This window comes from Cypionkella sp., from assembly GCF_028290025.1.
GTDB lineage: Bacteria > Pseudomonadota > Alphaproteobacteria > Rhodobacterales > Rhodobacteraceae > Cypionkella.
Genome location: NZ_JAQGKQ010000046.1, coordinates 102,222 through 123,446, shown reverse-complemented (window position 1 = coordinate 123,446; position 21,225 = coordinate 102,222). Strand labels below are relative to the sequence as shown.

At 58.4% G+C, this 21,225-nt stretch carries 12 protein-coding genes; 5 read left to right on the top strand and 7 right to left on the bottom strand.

Translation table 11 applies throughout. The features are described from left to right. The 4 genes from fdhF to JWS10_RS06555 form a co-directional block, all read left to right on the top strand. On the top strand, window positions 1-1,765 hold a 1,765-nt coding region (gene fdhF / locus JWS10_RS06570), incomplete at its 5' end, for a formate dehydrogenase subunit alpha (protein ID WP_299505638.1). Then, complete coding sequence (gene fdhD / locus JWS10_RS06565) at window positions 1,765-2,580, top strand: formate dehydrogenase accessory sulfurtransferase FdhD (protein ID WP_299505636.1); 816 nt, start codon at window positions 1,765-1,767, stop codon at window positions 2,578-2,580. The genes fdhF and fdhD, both read left to right, overlap by 1 nt. Beyond that, a complete protein-coding gene (locus JWS10_RS06560; RefSeq protein ID WP_299505634.1) occupies window positions 2,570-2,818 on the top strand; it encodes a formate dehydrogenase subunit delta in 249 nt (82 codons plus the stop codon). The genes fdhD and JWS10_RS06560 overlap by 11 nt, the downstream gene beginning before the upstream one ends. Before the next feature lie 163 nt (window positions 2,819-2,981). Then, the gene (locus JWS10_RS06555; RefSeq protein ID WP_299505633.1) at window positions 2,982-3,713 is read left to right on the top strand and encodes a peptidoglycan-binding protein; all 732 of its coding nucleotides are present in this window, start codon (window positions 2,982-2,984) and stop codon (window positions 3,711-3,713) included. 3 nt (window positions 3,714-3,716) lie between these two features. Here JWS10_RS06555 and JWS10_RS06550 read toward each other — a convergent pair whose 3' ends face one another. The 6 genes from JWS10_RS06550 to JWS10_RS06525 form a co-directional block, all read right to left on the bottom strand. Next, window positions 3,717-8,201, bottom strand: a complete 4,485-nt coding sequence (locus tag JWS10_RS06550) for a MupA/Atu3671 family FMN-dependent luciferase-like monooxygenase (protein ID WP_299505631.1) — start codon at window positions 8,199-8,201, stop codon at window positions 3,717-3,719. A gap of 10 nt (window positions 8,202-8,211) precedes the next feature. Further along, a complete protein-coding gene (locus tag JWS10_RS06545; RefSeq protein ID WP_299505629.1) occupies window positions 8,212-9,219 on the bottom strand; it encodes a glycosyltransferase family 2 protein in 1,008 nt (335 codons plus the stop codon). A gap of 2 nt (window positions 9,220-9,221) precedes the next feature. Further along, window positions 9,222-15,617 (bottom strand): type I polyketide synthase, encoded by a 6,396-nt coding sequence (locus tag JWS10_RS06540; RefSeq protein ID WP_299505627.1) that lies wholly within the window; start codon window positions 15,615-15,617, stop codon window positions 9,222-9,224. A gap of 182 nt (window positions 15,618-15,799) precedes the next feature. Then, window positions 15,800-16,792, bottom strand: coding sequence for a glycosyltransferase (locus tag JWS10_RS06535; RefSeq protein WP_299505625.1), 993 nt, complete (start codon window positions 16,790-16,792; stop codon window positions 15,800-15,802). Further along, window positions 16,792-18,210 carry a hypothetical protein gene (locus JWS10_RS06530; protein ID WP_299505624.1) on the bottom strand — a complete coding sequence of 473 codons (1,419 nt, stop codon included), beginning with the start codon at window positions 18,208-18,210 and terminating at the stop codon, window positions 16,792-16,794. Before JWS10_RS06530 ends, JWS10_RS06535 begins: the two co-directional genes overlap by 1 nt. Window positions 18,211-18,273: 63 nt before the next feature. Then, a complete protein-coding gene (locus JWS10_RS06525) occupies window positions 18,274-19,167 on the bottom strand; it encodes an acyltransferase (RefSeq protein WP_299505622.1) in 894 nt (297 codons plus the stop codon). A 146-nt stretch (window positions 19,168-19,313) separates the two neighbouring features. Here JWS10_RS06525 and JWS10_RS06520 point away from each other — a divergent pair, with 146 nt between their 5' ends. Continuing rightward, window positions 19,314-20,066 (top strand): WecB/TagA/CpsF family glycosyltransferase, encoded by a 753-nt coding sequence (locus JWS10_RS06520; RefSeq protein ID WP_299475842.1) that lies wholly within the window; start codon window positions 19,314-19,316, stop codon window positions 20,064-20,066. On the opposite strand, the gene JWS10_RS06515 is transcribed toward JWS10_RS06520, so the two are convergent. Then, window positions 20,067-21,014, bottom strand: coding sequence for a glycosyltransferase (locus tag JWS10_RS06515; RefSeq protein WP_299505620.1), 948 nt, complete (start codon window positions 21,012-21,014; stop codon window positions 20,067-20,069). Window positions 21,015-21,225 lie beyond the last annotated feature (211 nt).

Here is a 21,225-nt window from a genome sequence, read left to right as displayed (position 1 = left end):
CAATAATACGGATACCTGCGCGCGTGTTTGCCACTCGCCCACCGGTTATGGTCTGGGGCAAACTTTGGGCACCAGCGCAGGTACGCAAGACTTTGACTCGGTTGAAGAAACTGATGTTGTGATGATCATTGGGGCCAACCCGGCCGCTGCGCATCCGGTCTTTGCCAGCCGTTTGAAAAAGCGGTTGCGCCAAGGCGCTAAGCTGATCGTCGTCGATCCGCGCCGCACTGAAATGGTTGAAGGCCCGCATGTTAAGGCTGAGCATCACCTCGCTTTGACCCCCGGCACCAACGTCGCCATCGTCACTGCTTTGGCACATGTGATCGTGACCGAAGGGTTGTTCGATGCCCAGTTCATCCAAGATCGCTGCGATTGGGACGAGTTCCAAGACTATGCCGAATTCGTCAGCCAACCGCAAAATTCGCCCGAGTCCGTGGCTTTGTTAACAGGCGTTCCCGCTGCCGAAGTGCGTGCAGCGGCACGGCTGTTTGCCAAAGGCGGCAACGGCTCGATCTATTACGGCTTGGGCGTGACCGAGCATAGCCAAGGCTCCACCACCGTGATCGGCATCGCCAACCTTGCGATGATGACGGGTAACATTGGTCGTCCGGGTGTTGGTGTGAACCCGCTGCGTGGGCAGAACAATGTGCAAGGCTCGTGTGATATGGGGTCTTTCCCGCATGAACTGCCCGGCTATCGCCACGTCAAAGGCGAAGGCGTGCGCGATATTTTCGAGAAAGCTTGGGGCGTTAAGATTGATGACGAACCGGGGCTGCGTATCCCGAACATGTTGGATGCGGCGGTTGAGGGCACGTTCAAGGGACTGTACTGCCAGGGCGAAGACATTCTCCAATCCGACCCAGACACCAAACACGTCGCCGCCGGCCTCGCCGCTATGGAATGTGTGATCGTGCATGATCTTTTCCTGAACGAAACCGCCAACTACGCCCACGTTTTCCTGCCCGGCTCTACCTTCCTTGAGAAGGACGGCACGTTCACCAACGCCGAACGCCGCATCAACCGTGTGCGCAAAGTGATGGCGCCACGCAATGGTTATGCGGATTGGGAAATCACCCAGATGCTCGCCAATGCGATGCTGACAGGTACCGGCGGTACCAAATGGACCTACACGCATCCGACGCAAATCATGGATGAAATCGCCATGACGACGCCGTCTTTTGCGGGCGTGAACTATGAAAAGCTTGAGGTTTTGGGCTCGATCCAATGGCCCTGCAACGACGCAGCGCCAGAAGGCACGCCACTGATGCATGTTGAGGCTTTCGTGCGCGGCAAAGGCAAGTTCATCAACACCGAATATGTCGCAACCGATGAGAAAACCGGCCCGCGCTTTCCGCTTTTGCTAACCACGGGCCGCATCCTCAGCCAATACAACGTCGGCGCTCAAACCCGCCGCACTGCGAACGTCGAGTGGCATGCCGAGGATGTGCTCGAAATCCACCCGCATGACGCTGAAGTGCGTGGCGTCAAGGACGGTGATTTTGTTCGCTTGGCCAGCCGTTCTGGCGATACCACTCTGCGCGCGACGATCACCGACAAGGTCAATCCGGGCGTGGTCTACACCACCTTCCACCACCCTGACACCCAAGCCAATGTGATCACCACCGACTTCTCGGACTGGGCGACCAACTGCCCCGAATACAAAGTCACCGCTGTGCAAGTTTCGCCCAGCAACGGCCCGTCCGAATGGCAAGAGGAATACAACGCTCAAGCCACCATGTCGCGTCGCATCGCTGCGGCGGAGTGATGCAAACCCACCGCCCCTTGCCGCGGCTCACCTTCGGGTTGGGCGCGGATTTTGGGTCCGGCAATGCTCCGGCAAGCCGGGAGCTTCCTGAAGAGGTGGCGGTGGCCTTGTCCTACAACGGCTCGACCCAAGCGGTGATGATGGCTTCGCCTGCTGATCTTGATGACTTCGCGTACGGGTTCTCGATGACCGAAGGCATTGCCACGCTTGACGAAATCGAAAGTATCGATGTGGTCCAAACACCGCTTGGTCTGGATGTGCAAATTTGGCTGGTGCCACAAGCCGAAGCCCGCCTCAGCAAGCGCCGTCGCACGATGGCCGGTCCGGTTGGATGTGGATTGTGCGGTATCGACAGCTTGCAAGAGGCAACTCGAATCATGCAGCCCGTGCCGAAATCGGATTTCCACATGTCACCGTCCGAGGTCATGGCCGCCGTTGCGTCTCTTCCCGCTGCCCAACCCCTGCATGATCTGACCCGCGCCGTTCATGCGGCGGGATACTGGAGCGGTAAGCTTCTCGCCGCGCGCGAAGACGTTGGCCGCCATAACGCGCTCGATAAACTGTGCGGCCATTTGATCCGCAATCCGGACCAGACCGGAGCCATAGTTTTGACCAGCCGGGTTTCCATCGACATGGTGCAAAAGGTGGCCGCGCTTGGAGCGCCAATGCTTATCGCCGTTTCCGCCCCCACCGCCCACGCCGTTAAACTCGCAGATCAGGCGGGCATCACTCTGATCGCTCTCGCCCGCCCGGACAGGTTTGAGGCCTACACCCACACCGACCGCATTTCGCAGGAGACCGCCCATGTCGCTTAACGCCACCCACGCCGGCCCGCACGCCAAACTGATCTACATGGCAAACCAAATCGCCAAGTTCATGGAAACCAAGCCGCATGACGAGGGCCTCACCCTGCTGGCCTCGCATATTAACGATTTCTGGGAACCGCGGATGCGACGTCATTTGTTTGAGGTTTTGGACGCAGGTGGCGCAGGCTTGCGCCCTTTGGTGGTGGAAGCTGCCGCCAAGATTAAGCGCCCGCTTGTCGCCGCCTAACTGTCGCCGTCAAACTTCATTGACTGCCTTCAAAGCTGTCTGACATATCTGAAAACGAGTGCTTGAGCGCTTTCAAAGTTTATTCTAGGCTTATTAAAGCTGTTTCACCGACCCATCTTTCCTAAATAATTTTTGACACGAGTTTTTGACCCGGAGACGTTTCATGCGAAATGTCGTATTGCGACCAAGCTCATCCGGGCAGTCTGTCCGCGAGTTACATTTGGCGCTGAACAGTCGTCTGAACCCCTCGCCAAATCTTTTTGTTGACGGACTCTATACGCTACAGACCGAACGCGCGGTATTGGATTTTCAACGATCAAACTGGTTGGAGATGGACGGCATCGCGGGGCCCTGCACACTGGATGCGCTGCACGGCACCGAAGCCTCGCCGGTAATTCTGCACAACGTAGTTTACCTTGCCCAGCCCACGCCAACCACCTGTTGGGCGGCAGCGACGGCAATGCTGACCGGAACTTCCATCCAGGCGGTTCAGATGACGACACCGCAGCGTTTGCTGGCAACTGACGGATCTTTAATTTGTAAAGCAGAGCCGATTCAACGCCTTGAGATCCATCAAGCCTTCGCTCATTTTCATCGCCTGCGTTATCAGCCCCCGCAAAGCTGGCCGGTTGCGGTTCTGATCAACCTGCTACGCAACGGGCCGATCATGCTGGAAATCTCGCATAATCAGGCTAGTTTCCTGCCTGGACTTACACCTATGGGTCATTACGTTGTTATTGTCGGCGCACGTGGATCGCACGCCGCCGATGGCAGCAGCACGACGCTGCGGATCTATGACCCTGATGACAGTCAGGGCGAGGCAATTTATTCTGTAGTTTATGGCTCTATGCTAAGCCGCGCGCCGCTTTCGACCTTCGGCATGTTTACACAATAGAAACTAGGCGATTTGTCCAGCCCGCATCGCGCGCCGTCTTGCCATGGCGTCCATGCGCGCACCGGCACGATCAGAAACGATTTGGGGCGCTGCTTTAGGACGTTCATCCAGATGTGCCGCCAATGCCGAGAGCACGGGAAAGCGGAAAATGTCGGTGATCGACAGCTTTGCGGCCCCAAGATTGTCGCGGATTTCTCGGTGCACCTGCACCGCCAGCAGCGAATGCCCGCCCAAGGCGAAGAAATTGTCCTTTGAGCCTACCTTTGAAACGCCCAAAACCCGCTCCCAAATTGCTGCGATCTGAGACTCGATATTCGAACTCGTTGCGACGAAGTTTTGCGCGGCAGGCTTCCTGTCGGGTGCTGGCAAAGCGTTGCGATCGACTTTCCGGTTCGGTGTTAGCGGAAAAGCATCGAGCCTTATAAAATGCGCAGGCATCATATGTTCCGGTAATTTCCCCGCCAAACCCGCCCGCAATGCGGTTTCTGGCGAAGTCCCCGCGATGTACGCCACCAGTCGCACATCGCCCGGCGTATCTTCGCGTGCCATCACCACCGCTTGTGAGATACCCGGCTGCGCCTCCAGCACCGACTCGATTTCACCCAACTCGATCCGATACCCTCGCAGCTTGACCTGATGATCGGTGCGACCAAGAAAATCGAGCTTGCCATCAGAGCGCCAGCGCACCAGATCACCAGTCCGATACATCCGGGCACCCCAAGCGCAAGCGCGGTCTGGCGTTACAAAACTATCGTTCACAAATCGCTCGGCGGTCAGATCATTCCGTTGCCAATAGCCGCGTGTCACGCCATCGCCACCGATCCATAGCTCACCGGCTACACCCGGAGCCACCGGCTGCATCGCCTCATCAAGCACATAAATCTGCTGATTTGCCAGCGGCTTACCGATGTTACACACCCCTTCAACTTCACTCACTTCTTCAACCGACGACCAGATCGTTGTCTCTGTCGGACCGTACATATTGAGTATGCGGGCCTGGGTAGCACTGCGCAAATCATTCACCAGAGCACCCGACAAAGCTTCGCCGCCCAACATAACAGTTTTGACTTCAGCCAACGCCAAACGTGAGTCTTCGTTCATAGCGATCATTCGCGCCATCGAAGGCGTGCATTGCAGATGGCTCACGCCATGCCGCAAAATCTGCGCCGCGATTGAAAAATCATCCTCGGTAATTTTCCCGGAATTTGCGCGTTTCAGCACTTCTGCCAGCGGCCGCAGTCCCTGCATTACCAGATCCGGAGCGATGCCAAAGTCAATCAGGCAAGCCACTTCGCCAACGCCGATACGCTTTAATTGCTCCACCCGAGCCAACGCATCCTCAATCGTGCCGAACAGGCCAGACTCCTCAAAATAGCGCTGAAATGCAAAATCGAGGATCGCTTCGGTTTCATCGGAACTGAGCGATTGCAGGTCAATCTGCATCGGGTCCGACACACCCTGCGGTTTTTTGAACGCCGGAAAAGCCCACGCATACTGCTTGATCAAAGCCGCAGCCGAGCGCAGATAGTCTTTCATCGGGCCACGCGCGATCTCACGCGCCTGTTCGCGGTCAGGCGCTACATAGCTGTGCAGCATTAGCGTCACCACATGGTCCGCCGGGTCATGTCCTGCGTCGCGAAGCGCTTGATGATAAAGCTTAATCTTGCCTTCCACCTCGTCAACGGATTGACCCAAAAGATGGGTAAGCACATTAGCACCAATCTTCCCTGCCTCTCGCCACGTCTCCGGATTGCCCGCGGTTGTCACCCACAATTGCAGCTCTTTCGACACCGGCCGCGGCTGGCTTAGCAGTTCAAAGCTGCCGCCGTCGCCAGTCGGGAATGCGACCTTTTCGCCTCGCCAAAGCCTGCGCACCTGATCAGCAGCGGCGAACATCGCGGCCTTATTGTTCGGCGGCGTATTTTCCGGGCGTAACACGAAATCGTCCGGGTGCCAGCCCGAGGCGACCGCCATCCCAGCCCGCCCATTGGTCAGGTTGTCGATCACAGCCCATTCCTCGGCAATCCGTGCGGGATGGTGCAGCGGCATCACGCAAGACCCGGCCCGCACACTGATATTCTGCGTTACAGCCGCAACCGCCGCGCCGGTCACCGACGGATTTGGATAGGGCCCGCCAAAAGCATGAAAATGCCGCTCAGGCGTCCATACCGCGCAGAAACCGTGGGTGTCGGCAAACTTGGCTCCCTCCAACAGCAACTCGTACTTCTTCGGCCCGACGCCATCATCATTGCCCCAATAATACAGCGAGAAATCCATTTTCTGCGCCGATGTAATGGCACCCCCCGAAACTAGGGCGCGATTTTCGTCACTGGTCAGCACGACCTTAAAGCCGCGCGCCAGCGTCCAAAACAATTCCAGCACCGAAATATCAAAGGATAGCGATGTCACCGCAAGCCAAACACCGACGTCCGGCCCGACGCGCTGATCCATGCCCGTAAAAAAATTCGCAACATTGCGATGTTCGACCATCACGCCCTTAGGCCGCCCAGTCGAACCTGAGGTGTAAACCATATAGGCCAAATCAGCTGATGTAACACCAGATATAGGGTTTGCACTGCGGGCGAGCGCCGGACGCGCATCGCTATCCAGACAGAAAACCTGCGCGTTATGGGCGGGCAATTGTGCCGCTATATCGCTTTGCGTCACGATGACCGGGCAGGCCGAATCCTCGATATACAAGGCGATACGGTCTGCCGGGTAGGCTGGGTCCATCGGCACATAGGCGCCGCCCGCCTTTTGGATCGCCAATGCGCCGACCATTACATCAAGGCTGCGATGCGCGCAAAGCCCGACCAGAGTACCGGGCACCACACCCATGCTCATCAGCACATGCGCCACTTGATTGGCTTTAGCGTTCAGCGCTGCATAGGTCAGGCTTTGTTCATTGCAGATCAGCGCCACCGCATCGGGACTGCGCAAAACCTGAGCTTCAAACGCTTGATGCACGCAAGTAGCTGAATCGTAAGGCGTTTTGGTTTGGTTCCAACCGTGTAAAACCTTTGCGCGCTCCGCCTCGGTCAAAGTCGCGATGCTTGCGAGCGGCGCATCGGCATCGGCTTTTGCCAACGCATCGACCAAATGCACAATTCGCGCGGCGAAAGTTTGCGCCTCAGCCACGGTAAGCCGTTTGGCATCAAAATGGAGCGCGGTCGGCGTTAAGGTGACGGCCGTTCCCGTAATCGGCCCAATCTCCGCCAGACCAATCTGCGGGCATTGCAGCCCCGACAGGCTGACGTCCCGAGTCAACAGATCTAAAGCAAATCCGGGCTTCGATGCGATATCCAGATCGCCCCGGGCGGTGCCGATACTGACTGAACTCCGCACGCGCAGCGGTCGCCAAGCCGAGACGTAGCCCGCCACGCCGTGCGCAGCCAGCGTGAGATCGACGTCGCCCGCACCAACGGCCAAGGCCGCAGCAAGCGCGAGATCTGCCAAACTGCCCGACAGCGGAAGGTTTTTCCAATCTGCCGCCGCTGTGCTGCCTTGCCCAAGCGCAGCAGGTTTCAGGCTTTTCAACGCTTTGCGCATTTCCGGCTCTGTCGAGGCCAAGACCTGACCCAACTCCGTCAGCCCCTCAGTCTCCCCTAACAGCAGAGTATCCGTCACAGTGGCTCCAGAAACTGCGATGCCATATTCCTGACAACTCAGTCGTGTCAAACGCACCGCACCTGTGCCACAGGCCACCACAAGCCCGGCGTCATCAGCCTGCAAAACTTGCCCCGGAACGCCCGAACCTGCCACCAGCTCGGCCGCACCAACGTTCAAAACGCGATCCGCGCAAGCGATTTTCGCTGTCGTCAACGGGTTCCAGTAACGGCCATGGTCCAGCGCGCGCACGAGCCGCGCCACGACCTCTGCCGGGCTTGCAAAATCAATCCGTCCCATCGCCAGCGGGCGATCCGAGCGCAAAAACAAGCTGCGTCGCGTAAGATCCTGCGGCTTGCGCTGCAACAGGTCGCTTTCCAACTGTCCCAAAAGGCTTGGAAAACTCTCCATTGCGGCTTCAAAGCAACGGGTATTTAGCGTCAACGCCGTGTCCTGCGCCGCTATCTCAAACGACCGATGTTCCAGTACATCGCCCTCGTCGATACCACCCTCAATCAGATGCCAGGAAATTCCGTGCTGAACCTCACCATTCAGAATTGCCCAAACCGGCGCGTTCAGACCGGCATAGCGGGGCAGCGGGCCGTCGTGAAAATTCACCGCGCCGCGCGCCAACGCCAGCACCTCGGTGGAGATCAGTGAAAGATTGGCTATCGACAACAGCCAATCCACCTTTTCGCAAAGCCGCGCGGCTAAATCCGGGCCATAATTCTCAATCCTTAGCCCGCGCACCCGTGCCCACTGCCGCACATCGGCGCTGCGCGTCACAACGGCCACAATCCTATGGCCGCGCTCCAGCATGTCCTCGCCACAATGGCGGGTCAGGGTTTCGTTGCCGATCAGATACGCGGAAAACTGGGTCATTATGGTATCCTTACCCCTCTGCGGCGGGATGCGATTTGTGGGATGAGACGCGCCCGCCGAACAGGGCTTTCACCAAAGCCCCCAAAGCGTGCAGCGTGATGTCCATCAGATAGAGCGGCGGATCGCCTACGTCTTTACGCTGGACCAGCAAACGCGCGCGCCACAAAAAACCCCCCGCGAGCAGCGCAAACGTTGCCGCCATCGTGTAGAAAACTCCATGATTTTTAACGAAATAATGCAGACGACTGTCCAGCCAAAAGCGAGGGATACGCTGCCATTCCCGCATACCGGTAGAAGCCGACCCGATATGCATCACCCGACTTTCAAGCACATAATCTGTTGGCCAACCGGAAAGTGCTGCGCGTCGGCAAAGATCGGTTTCCTCAAAGTACAGAAAAAATCGCTCATCAAATACTCCGATTCCATCCAGCGCATTCATTCGCATCATCAGGCTGGCACCAGCCAACCAATCGACCCGCCGCGTCTTTTCCGGAATCGGTTGCGCCACGACCCAGCGGTTCAGCAGACGACTGATCGGACCAAAGCGCACCTGCGCTTCAAATTCCGAAAGTATCGACGGGAAGCGAAACGCCGTGCGATGCGCTTCGCCATCGGCACCATAAATGAAACTGCCTGCAAATCCCGTAGCCGTGTTTGTCTTCAGATGATCCAGCAGCGCATGAATTGCCGACCTTTCTGGGAAAGCGTCCGAGTTCAAAATATAGACAAACTCCGGCGCGCTGCCATCCGGCATACCCGCGCGAATGCCGTAGTTATTGCCCGCTCCGAAGCCACCATTGCGCCCGGATTGCAGCACCCGGACCGACTGCGCGCCCTTGTCCCAGCCGCGCTTTTGCGCCTCGGCCTGCATCACTTCAAACGAGCCATCGCCGGAATCATTGTCCACAATAACCAGTGCACCTTCAATTCCCTGCAGCGCCAGAAGCGCTGCTTCTGTCGCCCGCAGCGTCATCTCCGCAGAGCGCCAATTCAGCAAAACCGTCAGCAGACCAGCCATTGCTACTCCGCCGCCGTGGCGAGAGCGGTGACATTCGATGTCGCGTCCTCGACATCGCCAATCACTGACCGCAGTTTAGCGGCCAGCACCCGCACATTTGGTTCCAAAACCATACTGTCATGACTCCCGGGCACCTCATACACTGTCAATGTTGGTGCGAAACGGGTCAAATCGTTGTCATGGAATACATATTCCTTGGCCTCGGAAATCCAGTTTCCCGCTGTCGCCGACCAATACCGATCTAACGGCGGGCGGAACAGCACCGTAGCCCCTTGCCTTTTCGACATCGTATAACGCGGCAAGGCTGCCCGGAAAGCCGCCTCAATTGCTGCGTTGTGGAACTGCGCATCGCTCTGCTCAACGACAATTGGTTGACGCTTTTGCATCTCCCACTGCCAGCGTTTGCGCGCCCATTCACCCAGATACCTTAAGCCTTTTGAGCGAAGTTCCGCGAGTTTTATCAGAACCTTATCGGCGCGTTTCAGGCGGGGACGCTCGGGCAATGGCGTGTCCAACAGCACGAGCAAGGATACCACATCACCCGCCGCTTCCAGCTGCCGCGCCATTTCCCAAGCAGTCAGACCGCCACCAGAAAACCCGCCGAGCATGTAGGGGCCAACGGGCTGCACCTGCCGCAACTCGGCGATGTAATCCGCCGCTGCCTCTGGCAAGCTGGTATGCGGATCGGCATCGCCATAAAGCCCACGCGCCTGCACGCCGTAGAACGGTCGATCTCCGCCCAAAAGCTGTGCCAAATGCCGCAGATTCAGCACGTTACCAAACATGCCCGCCACAAGAAAAAATGGTCGCTTCGTGCCGCCTTCACCTTGGTGCATCGGCACCAAATGGATGAACCGCCGCGCTGGTACTGCCAGCATTGCCGGAGCATCCGCACCGCTATCGCCGATCTGCGCAACGATCAAAGCCGCACAACGCGCAATTGTCGGCGCTTCGAACAGCACCGAGATCGGAAAATCGACTCGGTAGGCCTTTTTTACCATCGCAAACAATCGGACCGCGATCAAACTGTGACCGCCGAGGTCAAAAAACGAGTCCTCGACGCCAACCTGCGCCACCCCGAGCAATTCCTGCCAGAAACCGGCGAGGGTGCGCTCCACATCATTGCGCGGCTCGACATAAGCGGTGTCCAGATCGGGTCGCTCGAAGGCTTTCGCATCGATTTTCGCCGCCTCGGCCTCGGCCGTCTGACGGATCAAGGCTGGCAGATCGAGGCTGGATACGATGATCTGGCTGCCCTTCAACGCCACTGCGCGACCAAAAGCCTCGGCCCCTTCGTTGGGTCTGATCCCGAGACTGAAGGCATGCAGCAAGCGTTCCTCGGCAGGCGAGACCGGCTTTGCAGACACGCTGTCATAGCTCAACTCGCTCGGATCTGGGGCAGAGAACGTCAGCCCGCCTTCCAAGCGATGAACGTTAAACCCTTCGATTTCCACGCAAACCTGGCCATCTGGCGTGGCAAGGGTCACATCAAAACTTGCGGTCGAAGACCCGACGCGACTATTCGCGGCATTGCGGACCCACGACACGATTTCAGCGGGAAGCGGGTGTAACACGCGGATGCAGGCGTAAGAAACCGGCACCCAAAGGTGATCCGGGCGATAACCCTCAATTAGTTCCATCGCCCAGCCAGTCGCCATATCCATCAGCGCCGGATGCAGCAGCCAAGAGCCGGCCTCTTGCGCAAATTCCGCGGGCAAAGCCAACCGCGCTAACCCCTCGCCCGCGCCAATCGAGCGCGAATGCAAAACCCGCCAACGCGGACCAAACGTCAAATGCTGTTCTTGCGGACTGCGCAAACCGATGCCAACTTCAGCCGAAGGCAAACGTCCGGCAATCGTCAACACGTCGATTTTTGCTGCTGTCAAAATAGGCGGCCTGGCCATCGGAACAACGCGCGCCTGCGCATGTAGCTGCCAACCCAGACGCCCTTTCACCGTCACACCCGAGCGCAACTCAAACCCATAGCCCTCATCGGTGCGCGAAAGCGTGGCGCGCACCGGCCGCTTTTCATCATCCGCGACCTCCAACGGTCGAAAGAAATAGAGATCGCGCAACTCAAACGCGCCCATCTCACCCTGCGCCCGCAAAGCCTCTGCCGCGATTTCGATGGTGCCTGTTCCTGGAATAAGCACCCGCCCAGACTTCGTACGGTGCCCATCCAGAACCCAGCGATCCGAGCCATAAATCGCTGTAAACAGGCGATTTTGGTGGGCGTCAAAGCTTGCTTCATCCAGCATTGACATGGAAATTGGCAGGCGCGGCGCTGGCGGCGCACCCGTGCGGTCTGCCAAAGCTTCGGCGGCCATTCCGACGCCAGTCCAGATACCCCAGTTCAGCGCCACGACCTTTGTCTTCCCGCCGCTGCGCGATTTCGAATAAGCGTTCAGGAACTCGTTTGCCGCCACATAGTCAATCTGACCGGCTGGCCCGGTGACAGTCGAAGTTGACGCAAACAGCACGAGCAAATCCAGCGATCCATCGGGGAACAGTCGATCCAACACCAACGTACCGTGCAGTTTTGGTGCAAAAACCTCCTCGACCTGCGCCGGGGTTTTAATCATCAGCGGGCCGTCATCGACCACGCCCGCCGCATGGATCACCGAGTTGATCGGGCCAAACCGCTCGACACCGGCGTCAACTGCAGCGCGCATATCCTCAATGTTGCAAACGTCTGCGGGGGCCACAAAGACCTCACCCCCAAGTGCCTCCAGCCGCTGCAGTGCTAAGATGCGCCGTGCAATCGGGCTGGCGGGATCATGGGCAGCCAAATACTTCACCCAAGTGCCGCGATCGGGCAAATTGCGCCGTGCGATGAGAGTGATCTTCGCCCCAAACCGGCGAATAAGATCTTCGGCAATGGTCAAACCGATGCCGCCAAAGCCCCCGGTAATCAGCACATGCGCGCCTATACGCAATGTGAACGATTGTTCAGGAAGCGAAACAGGTCTAAGCCCCAACTCGTATCGTTTCTCGCCCCGCAAGGCGGAAATCGTGCTGGCGGGTTCAGCGAGAAGTTCCTCCAATACTTGCTCGGTTAATGGCCCCAGCAGAGCCTGCCCCCGACGTGGAGCGGGTGGCAAAGCAATGTCTAACGTCGAAACCGAAACGCCCGGCAGCTCGCGTGGTATCACCCTTGCGGGGCCGAGAATGGTGGCCTTCTCTGGACAGACCAACGCCTCAGATTTGACCTGAACCGCCCCTGTTGAGGCTACAGTGATATGGATCGGACGCGGCAGGTTTTCCTCGGCAATCGCTTGCGCAAGGAACATCAGACTGTAGAAACCCTGCTCCAGATTGCGGTGGAAAAAGCTTGAGCCGGGGCGGAAATTTTCGCCGCGCGTGACCAGCCAGAAATGGGCAATGCGGTTCGGTGTCTGACCCTTTGCAACCAGTTCTCGGATCAGCAGATCATAGCCTTCTCGACCACGTTCAGGAGCCAGAAGGTAGCCGCGTTCGCCGTCTCGACCAAATGCGTCGCCTGCTCGCACCGTTGTCACGCGATGCCCTGCAGTGCGCAGACGCTGGGCGCAATCAGCGCCAAGCCCTTGTGTATCAACGAAAATAAGCCAGCTTTCACCGCCTGCGTCTGCAAAGTCGGCAGCATAGTCAAACCCCGTTGCTGCGGGTCGCCAATGCGGCTTCCAGCCCCAATGGCTAATATCTTCAATCCGCGCAGGAAGCGCCGGAGGCTTAACGTCCAGCCCTTTACCCGGTTCGATAAAGTACGCTTTGCGCTGAAACGCATAGGTCGGCAGCACCACGCGATTGCGCTTCGCCCCGCCCCAAATCGGCTCCCAATCTACCGGAACGCCGCAAGCCCACAGCCGCGCTATGCTCGCCACATGCCACGCATCATCCGCCATTTTCTGCTCAGGATGCCGGAGCGCGGCAATCACGCAGCCCGTCGGCACACCATTGGCTTGCGCCAGCGAAGACAGCGCCCGCCCCGGCCCCATCTCAAGATAAACCCGCCCCGGTTCAGTCATCAAATCAGCCATGCAGGCCCGAAAATTCACCGTATTGCGCAGGTGCTGAACCCAGTAGTCCGGACTGGTCGCCTGAGCATCGGTCAACCGCGTTCCCGACCGGTTAGACACAATCGGTATCTGCGGAGGGCTTAAGTGAATCTTCGTTAGGTAATCGCCAAACCGTTCCAAAACTGGCTCGAGCATCCGACTGTGCGCGGCAATATCGATCGGGATCCGCTGAGTTTCGACATCAGATTTTGCCAGTTCCGCGGCCAATGCCACCAACGTCGCATCCGGTCCCGAAACCACGCACAGCCCCGGCGCGTTCACCGAAGCCAGATCGAGATCGCCCGTGATATAGGGGAGCAAATCCGCCTCAGCCAGCGGCACCGACAGCATCCCGCCCGGTGCAATAGTGTCAAACAGAGTGCCGCGCAGATGCACCAGTCCGATGCAATCCTCAAACCCAATCACGCCCGCCAAACAGGCGGCAGTATTTTCGCCCATCGAATGCCCGACCAATACTGCAGGCGTCACCCCCCACGACATATACAACTGCGCCAGCGCATATTCGGTAATCATGATCAATGGCAGCTGCGCCGAGGGACGTTTCAACCGCTCCTGCGCGGCAGCTTCCGCACCCGGTTCAGGCAACCACAGCGCGCGAATATCATAGTCGAGCCTTGGTTGCAGAACGCCCAAGCCCTTGTCCATCCAATCGGCGAACACTGGCTCGGTTGCGTAAAGATCCCGCGCCATTCCGGCAAATTGCGCGCCACCGCCGGGGAACATGAACACCACTTCGGGCTTTTCGCCGAGGTATTCGTGGTCGAAAATCCGGCGCGGATCGCCGCCGTCCAGCAGATCTGCCGCCTCGTCATGGCTGCCCGCCACCAGCACCCGCCGCTTCTCAAACGCGCGTCGGCCCTCTTTCAGCGTATAGGCAACATCCACCAAATCCTGCCCCGGATTAGCTCGCAGATGCTCGGCCAACCGAGCCGCCCCAGCATCCAATGCTGCTTTGGATTTAGCCGAAATAACAATAGGTTGAAACGGCCAGACACTTTGTTCGCCCATCGCCCTGACCGGAGCCTCCTCCAGCACCACATGCGCATTGGTGCCGCCAACCCCAAGCGAATTCACCCCCGCCCGACGCGGGAAATCGCTGACCCAATCCGTCAGCCGATCATTCACCTTGAACGGACTAGTTTCAAAATCAATCGACGGATTCGGCGCCTCATATCCCAAACTTGGCGGCAGTTGGCGGTGATGCAGTGACAGCGCCACCTTGATCAACGAAGCCACCCCTGCCGCAGTGTCCAGATGCCCGATGTTGGTTTTCACCGAGCCGATCCGGCATGAACCCACCGCATCCGTGGTCTGCCGGAACGCCGCGGTCAGCGCCGCCACCTCAATCGGATCACCGAGATATGTTCCGGTGCCATGGCATTCTACATAAGACACATCAGCGGCTGAGACCCGCGCAACCGCTTGCGCTTCGGCGATACATTTCGCTTGCCCGTCAACCGAGGGCGCCAGATAGCCAGCCTTCGCCGCGCCATCATTGTTAACCGCCGAGCCTTTCAAAATCGCCCAAATGTGGTCGCCATCGCGCACAGCATCTTTAGCGCGCCGCAGCACCACAACCCCCGCACCCGAGCCGAACACGGTTCCCTCAGCCCGATGATCAAAGGCGTGGCAGTGCCCATCCGGCGACAGAATTTCGCCCTCTGTGAACAAATAGCCTCGCGAATGCGGCAGCTCAATCGTCACGCCGCCCGCCAAAGCCATGTCACACTCGCCGTTCAGCAGCGCTTGAATGGCAAAATGCACCGCAACCAATGATGTGGAGCACGCGGTTTGCAGGTTGATCGACGGGCCTTTCAGATCAAAGATATGGCTGACGCGGGTGGCAAGAAAATCCTTGTCATTGCCGGTATGTCGCAACAGGAACATGCCGGTTTGATCGACCAGATCGGGGTTTGAGCATAGGTTGAAATAGAAATAACTGCCCATGCCGCAGCCTGCATAGACCCCGATTGCGCCGGAAAAATTCTCAGGCGGATGGCCCGCGTTTTCCAACGCCTCCCAAGCCGCTTCCAGAAACTGACGGTGCTGCGGGTCCATGATCCCGGCCTCTTTCGGCGAAAAACCGAAAAAATCCGAATCAAACTGCTCAAATCCGTCCAGTACAGCTGCCGAAGCTACATAGTTCGCCTTGCGCAGCTTTGCCGGGCTTTCTCCGGCCGCCAGCAACTCTGCCTCACTCAGCACCCGAATCGACTCAACTCCGCCGACCAGATTGGCCCAGTAAGCGGCAATATCCGCAGCACCTGGCAGATGCGCTGCCATACCCACTACCGCAATATCGCTATCGCCGATGCCCGCTAGGTCGAGATCTTCGCTCATCTGCCTTGTTTTCCCTGATGGCCCAGCACCAAAACTCAACGCACAAACACCACAAGTTCCCGCAATATCCACCGTCTTCAAACCTTACCACGGCCGTGAAATGGAGACCGCATGTGGGTTGAACAATGATGTTCTATTGCAACAATACGGCCCGGATGTGGCGATATTCCATGCAAGCCAAGCTACCAGTGCCCAGCGCCTGTGCCTCGAAACATCGCCCATTGCGCACGGCAGTAGACGATCAGATCAAAACCGAAGCCCAAAACAGTGACCAACAGGTGCTTTGGCTGTAGCAGATCGCGTGGCCGGGTGGCGGCCCGTCGCAGGCGCTTTAACAGAAAATGCCCAGGCACATAGCCGATAGGCCAGCGCGGCATACCGCTTTGCAGCACAAGGTCCAGCCAGCGCGGATCAGCCGATGCGTGCGCAAGTTCGATATGCCGCACGGCTACCGGAATCGCTGCCAAAACTTGATAAGCCGCCAGATTTATCGCCGAGCCGATTACAATCCGCGTCTGGTGCCGGATCAAGGCGGCAATCGAACGCTCTGACGTGTATATATGCGATACGTCCTCAGCCCCGCCAATACGGGTGAAATCCTCTGGCCCGGTCAAAGCATCCGTCAGCACCATGGCGCGCAGAAAACCATCCTCTACAGGCAAACCGATCGGCAGATGAAACAGCCGCGCTTTACCCGCCGGCATCGCGTAAAGCTGCCCACAAATCGCCGAACGCCAATCGTCCAGACCACCCCCTGCCGCCGCGATGATCTTATCCGTGCCCGACAGATTATGGGGACGCGCCACGATGTCCTTGATCGGCTGACTGTTAATCACCCAGTGCCCGGCCATAGCCTGAACCAACCGCCGCAACGCCCCCGCATCACAGAACTCAATATCCGCGTCCACGAACACCAGCACGTCTGCATCGCTGCGCGAAAGATCATGTACAAAGCGATTCCATGTCCGCGATTTGCCGCCTTCGGCCATATCGACGACCTCAATGCCGGGTCGTTGCGCCCGCGACGCCGTGTCATCGACGCAGCCATTTGCCAAAACCACCACGCGCGCCGAAATGGCTGCGTCCTGCAGAATATCCTGAGCCAACAGACGCGCCACCATAGCTGCAATACCCGCAGCCTCGTTATGCGCGAATACACCTATGTCCACCCGCATCAAATCACCGTCCGCTTCTGTTTGCCGCCCTGAAGACCGCGTCGTAAAGCCTCTCGAGCGGTTTCCAGCCGAAGTCGCCGAACCCGCTCGGCCTCACCCAGCAGACCCCCAGCCATCAGCCATGTGAACGGAATATGCGTGGCATTCGGCAGCAGATCGACCATGTTTGCCGCCAGTATCAACGCCAACCCCGCAGTGTACCGATTAAGCGTCGTCACGTGCCGCGACAACGCATCCCGCGCCAGCAGCAGCAGCGGCAGACCGGTGAGCCCGAACTCGGCAATGAACCCAAGCCAGCCATAAGTGCCCATCACAATGACCCAAGCACCGTCCGCAATCGCAGTCATCTGGCCGGTGATCGGATCATGCAAAAAGGCGCGACCATAGCCGCCCCAACCGAACAAAGCTCTTTCCTGCGCCCGCGCCAGCAGCTCTTCTTCGTTGTCAAAGCGGAATTGCAACGACCCCGCCCGATCGGCGCTAAAGCTGTTCGATATGTCGATCATCTGCTGCAACGGCACCAAATGCAGCCCGCGCAGCACCGGATAGCTGATTACAACCAGCGCCAGCAACCCCGCCGCCATTACCTGCACCCGCCAACTTGCCAACAGCAAAAGCGGCGTCAAAGCCACTGCATAAACCACAACACCGGCGCTTTTGCAGACCACCAACATAAACGTTAAGTATAGCGCGATCACCAATGCGCGCGGTCGCGCATCGGCGGGGGTGTCACGCAGGCGCACCACCGCCGCAAGCAAGCTCATCAGCGCGAAAAACGCCACCCACAGCCCATGCGGCAGAAACACCACCGGACGATAACCGCCCTGCCGGATCGTCTGGAAAAAGTCATGCTGAAAAAACCCGTAAATCCATAGGTTCAGTTGCGGCGAAAACCGCGCTTCAATCAGCATTGGCACCGAATAGACCAGCCCCGCAGCGACCAAAGCCTCAAGCACCGCCCGCATTCCCTCAGGCGTGCCGAGGTAGCGGCGCGCCAAAAAGAACGGCAGCAATGCGATGAACTGGTACGCCACAGCAGCGCCCGAGTCATAAACCTTCATGCCCTGTATTTCTGCGCCCGGAAAATGCAGCGGGTCAGAGTTGGTAAGAACGGTCGCAAAGGGGGAGAGAATATACATCAGGATGAAAGTCTTGCCTAAAACTCCGTCAGGCAGAAAATTGATCTTGTCACGTCGCACATAGCGCGCGCAGCAAAAAGCGATCAAGTTAGGGATCGTGGTTTTATCCAGATCGGGAATGACCGGAAAGTTGATCGCAGTCAGCGGCGGCATCACCAGATAGCCGCCCAGCACCGTCCATATCAGCGCCCGGGCCGGGTCCAGCCGTTTCCACAACTGCCAGCTGATCATCGGCCAGACCAGTAGCATCAGATAAGCGATGATATTCGGCGAGGCCACGGCGCAGATCAGCTTTCTCTAATAATGGTGCGAGTTTAGCGTAAAACGCCGATACTGGTAATGTCAGGTGACGCGTTTGAAAAACGGCACACGCCGCAACGCCACGACAGCCGCCCAACTCATGCCAAATGTAAGCAAAGTCGCCAACAGATGATCCACCTTTGCACCCACAAACTTGTAGACCACCAGCATGAAGAACGGATGAACCAGATAGATCCCGAACGCAGACCGCCCCAAATTCGGCAGCCATGGGTGCTGTAATGGCATCCGCCAAAACGCCTCAAACACAAGCACAGCGGCGCAGATTGTCCATACCCAAGGTGCAGCCTCCGTCACCAAGTAAGCAACCACCGTCATCGCAGCACCGCTAACCATCGGCCACGTCGTACGCCCTATTCGGTGCGCCACCCCAACCAGCAAGCCCAGCACATAGACCGGCAGCCCGAACAGCCACTGTGTAAGTGGAGCGGGGGCCGCATAAACCTGCATCGCCCAGAACATCGGCGCAGAGACCAGTGCCAGACCGACCAGCGCCACGGCCAACCGGGTCGGCGTGGTGACGGCCGCCCCCACTGGTTTTACTAGCAGCATCGCCAACATGATAAATGGCAAGAACCACAGATGGATCGACGAGCCGACAACCAGCGTCCACGGATCGCGCAAAATCTGCCACTTTTCCACTGAATCGGACACTTTCAGGTCAACCAGCCGGAAAAACGCCGACCAAAACAGCCACGGCAGCATCAGTCGCACAACCCGCCCGCGAAGGTTATAGCTGCCATCCGAACGTTGATAAGATTGCATCGCCAGAAATCCGGTCAGGACCAGAAACAACCCCAATGACAAATGACCAATCCAGTCGTCCTGTACCGCGTAAGCATGCGCCGCCACGATGCCAAAGCAGGCAAGGAAGCGCGCCAAATCAACCGATTGGCGATGGTTGCTTATTTGGCTCATCCCGCGTGGCTAATCCATAACGGCCCGGCCACGCAACGGCTTGTATGCCGCGATTGCGAAACAGTGTGTTTGTGGTTAACTGGGTTAACCGCCCTGATTTGGCCATGTTGCTGTGCGAGCCACGCGGTAAAAGTTACGAGGTATTTGTGCAGTTCGGGTTCGCCACCGCCGTAATCAAAGTCAATCTGTCAAGCCGGTCTGCTTTGCTAGCCGCCGCAGCCCAACGCTTTGCCGCTGGTGAGGGTTTTGCTTTGGCCACGATCAATCTGGATCATTTGGCAAAACTGCGCGCTTCACCTGCATTTCGCGCCATCTACGCAGCGCAGGATTTCGTGGTGGCAGACGGTCACCCGATCGTCTGGCTGTCGTGGCTGGCGGGCCGCCCGGTTGATTTGGTGCCCGGCTCTGACATGGTGCTACCGCTAGTGCAATTGGCGATGCAATCGGGCCGCCGCGTCGCTCTTATCGGCAGCACAGAAGAAGCTCTCACCGAGGCTACCACGAACCTCGAATCTCAAACCCCCGGCCTTAAAATTGCGCTGACCATTGCTCCACCAATGGGTTTTGACCCGCAAGGCCCGGATGCCCGCAGCATTCTCGCCCGGCTTACCGCCGCCGACATTGGTTTTTGCGTGCTGGCGCTGCCGGCTGGCAAACAAGAAGCCCTCGCAGCACTTGGTCGCAGTCTGGCACCGAACACCGGTTTTGCGAGCTTCGGCGCCGGCTTGGACTTTCTCGCAGGCAACCAGACCCGAGCCCCGCGGTGGATGCGGGGCATGGCGCTCGAATGGCTGTGGCGTGCGCTGTCAAATCCGCGCCGAATGTTGCCGCGCTATGCCGCCTGTTTTGCAATCCTACCCAGCCAGATCGTCGCCGCATGGAGACTGCGTGGCACCTGACTACTTATACTCGATCAACCCACGCCTGCGCCCACGCGCACGATTGATCCAATAACTTATCACGCCGACAGCCTCGGCAAACTTGCCCACCACACTGAAAAACCCCCAAACCAGACCACTGCGCCGCGCCAGTCGCAACACTTGGAGCGGATAAATCAGCGCCAGAACCCAAGCCAGCGGATGCAAAAGTCCCGCGCCGATCACAGTCAAAGGCAACACCATGCCCCAGAGAATCGCGCGGCGAACCTCAAGCACCCAATGCCGTTCAGCTGACGCACCATACCGCGCAGCACCTTCTGCAAACGCGTAACCCGCCCGCACGCTGCGCCGCCACCACTGAGCAAACCGCAACAAAGCCGCGTCATGCAGAGTCATCTCCGCGTCGATACGCCAGATTTCGCCGCCCGCACGCCGCAGTCGCAGGCACAACTCCGGCTCCTCCCCCGCAATCATATCCGCATCATAGCCCCCTACTGCCTGAACAGCTTGAAACCGCATCAGAGCATCGCCACCACAGGCCAAAGCTTGGCCCACCCCAGTATCCCATTCTCTATCCGCCAAGCCGTTATAGATCGAAGCTTCAGGAAACCGCTCGCGCCGCCGCCCGCAAATCACCACAGCTGCCGGGTGCGCCGCAAATCCCGCCAAGGCCGCTTCAAACCACCCGGGCTGCACTTCGCAATCGCCGTCCACAAACTGCACAAACTCCGGGGCGTCCAGTTCAGCCAGACCCGCATTTCGCGCGCGTGCCGCAGTAAAGGCCAAGCTCATATCCAGTGCTACCACATCCGCCCCCAAGCGCCTCGCCGCCTCTGCTGATCCGTCGCTCGACCCCGAATCCACATAAACCAGACGCCGCACTTGGCCGCGCAGGGCGCGCAAACACGCGATCAATCGCGCGCCCTCGTTGCGCCCGATAACAATTGCGTCGATCACTGCGCCCGCCATAGCAACCCTCCAGATTTCTGCCAATCTAAGGCCATGATTGCGCCTTGGCCATGCCCCGCCACACCTGCATAATGCCCCGTAAGTCTTTCAATTTGGGGCAGGTTCGGCTATGTATAACTCCTCTGCACAGGGGCACGGACGAATCCTGATCTGCCAAACGCCATCCAGCGCGCCGCTTGTCATGCGTCATCCGTTATCGTCCCGGTCGAAG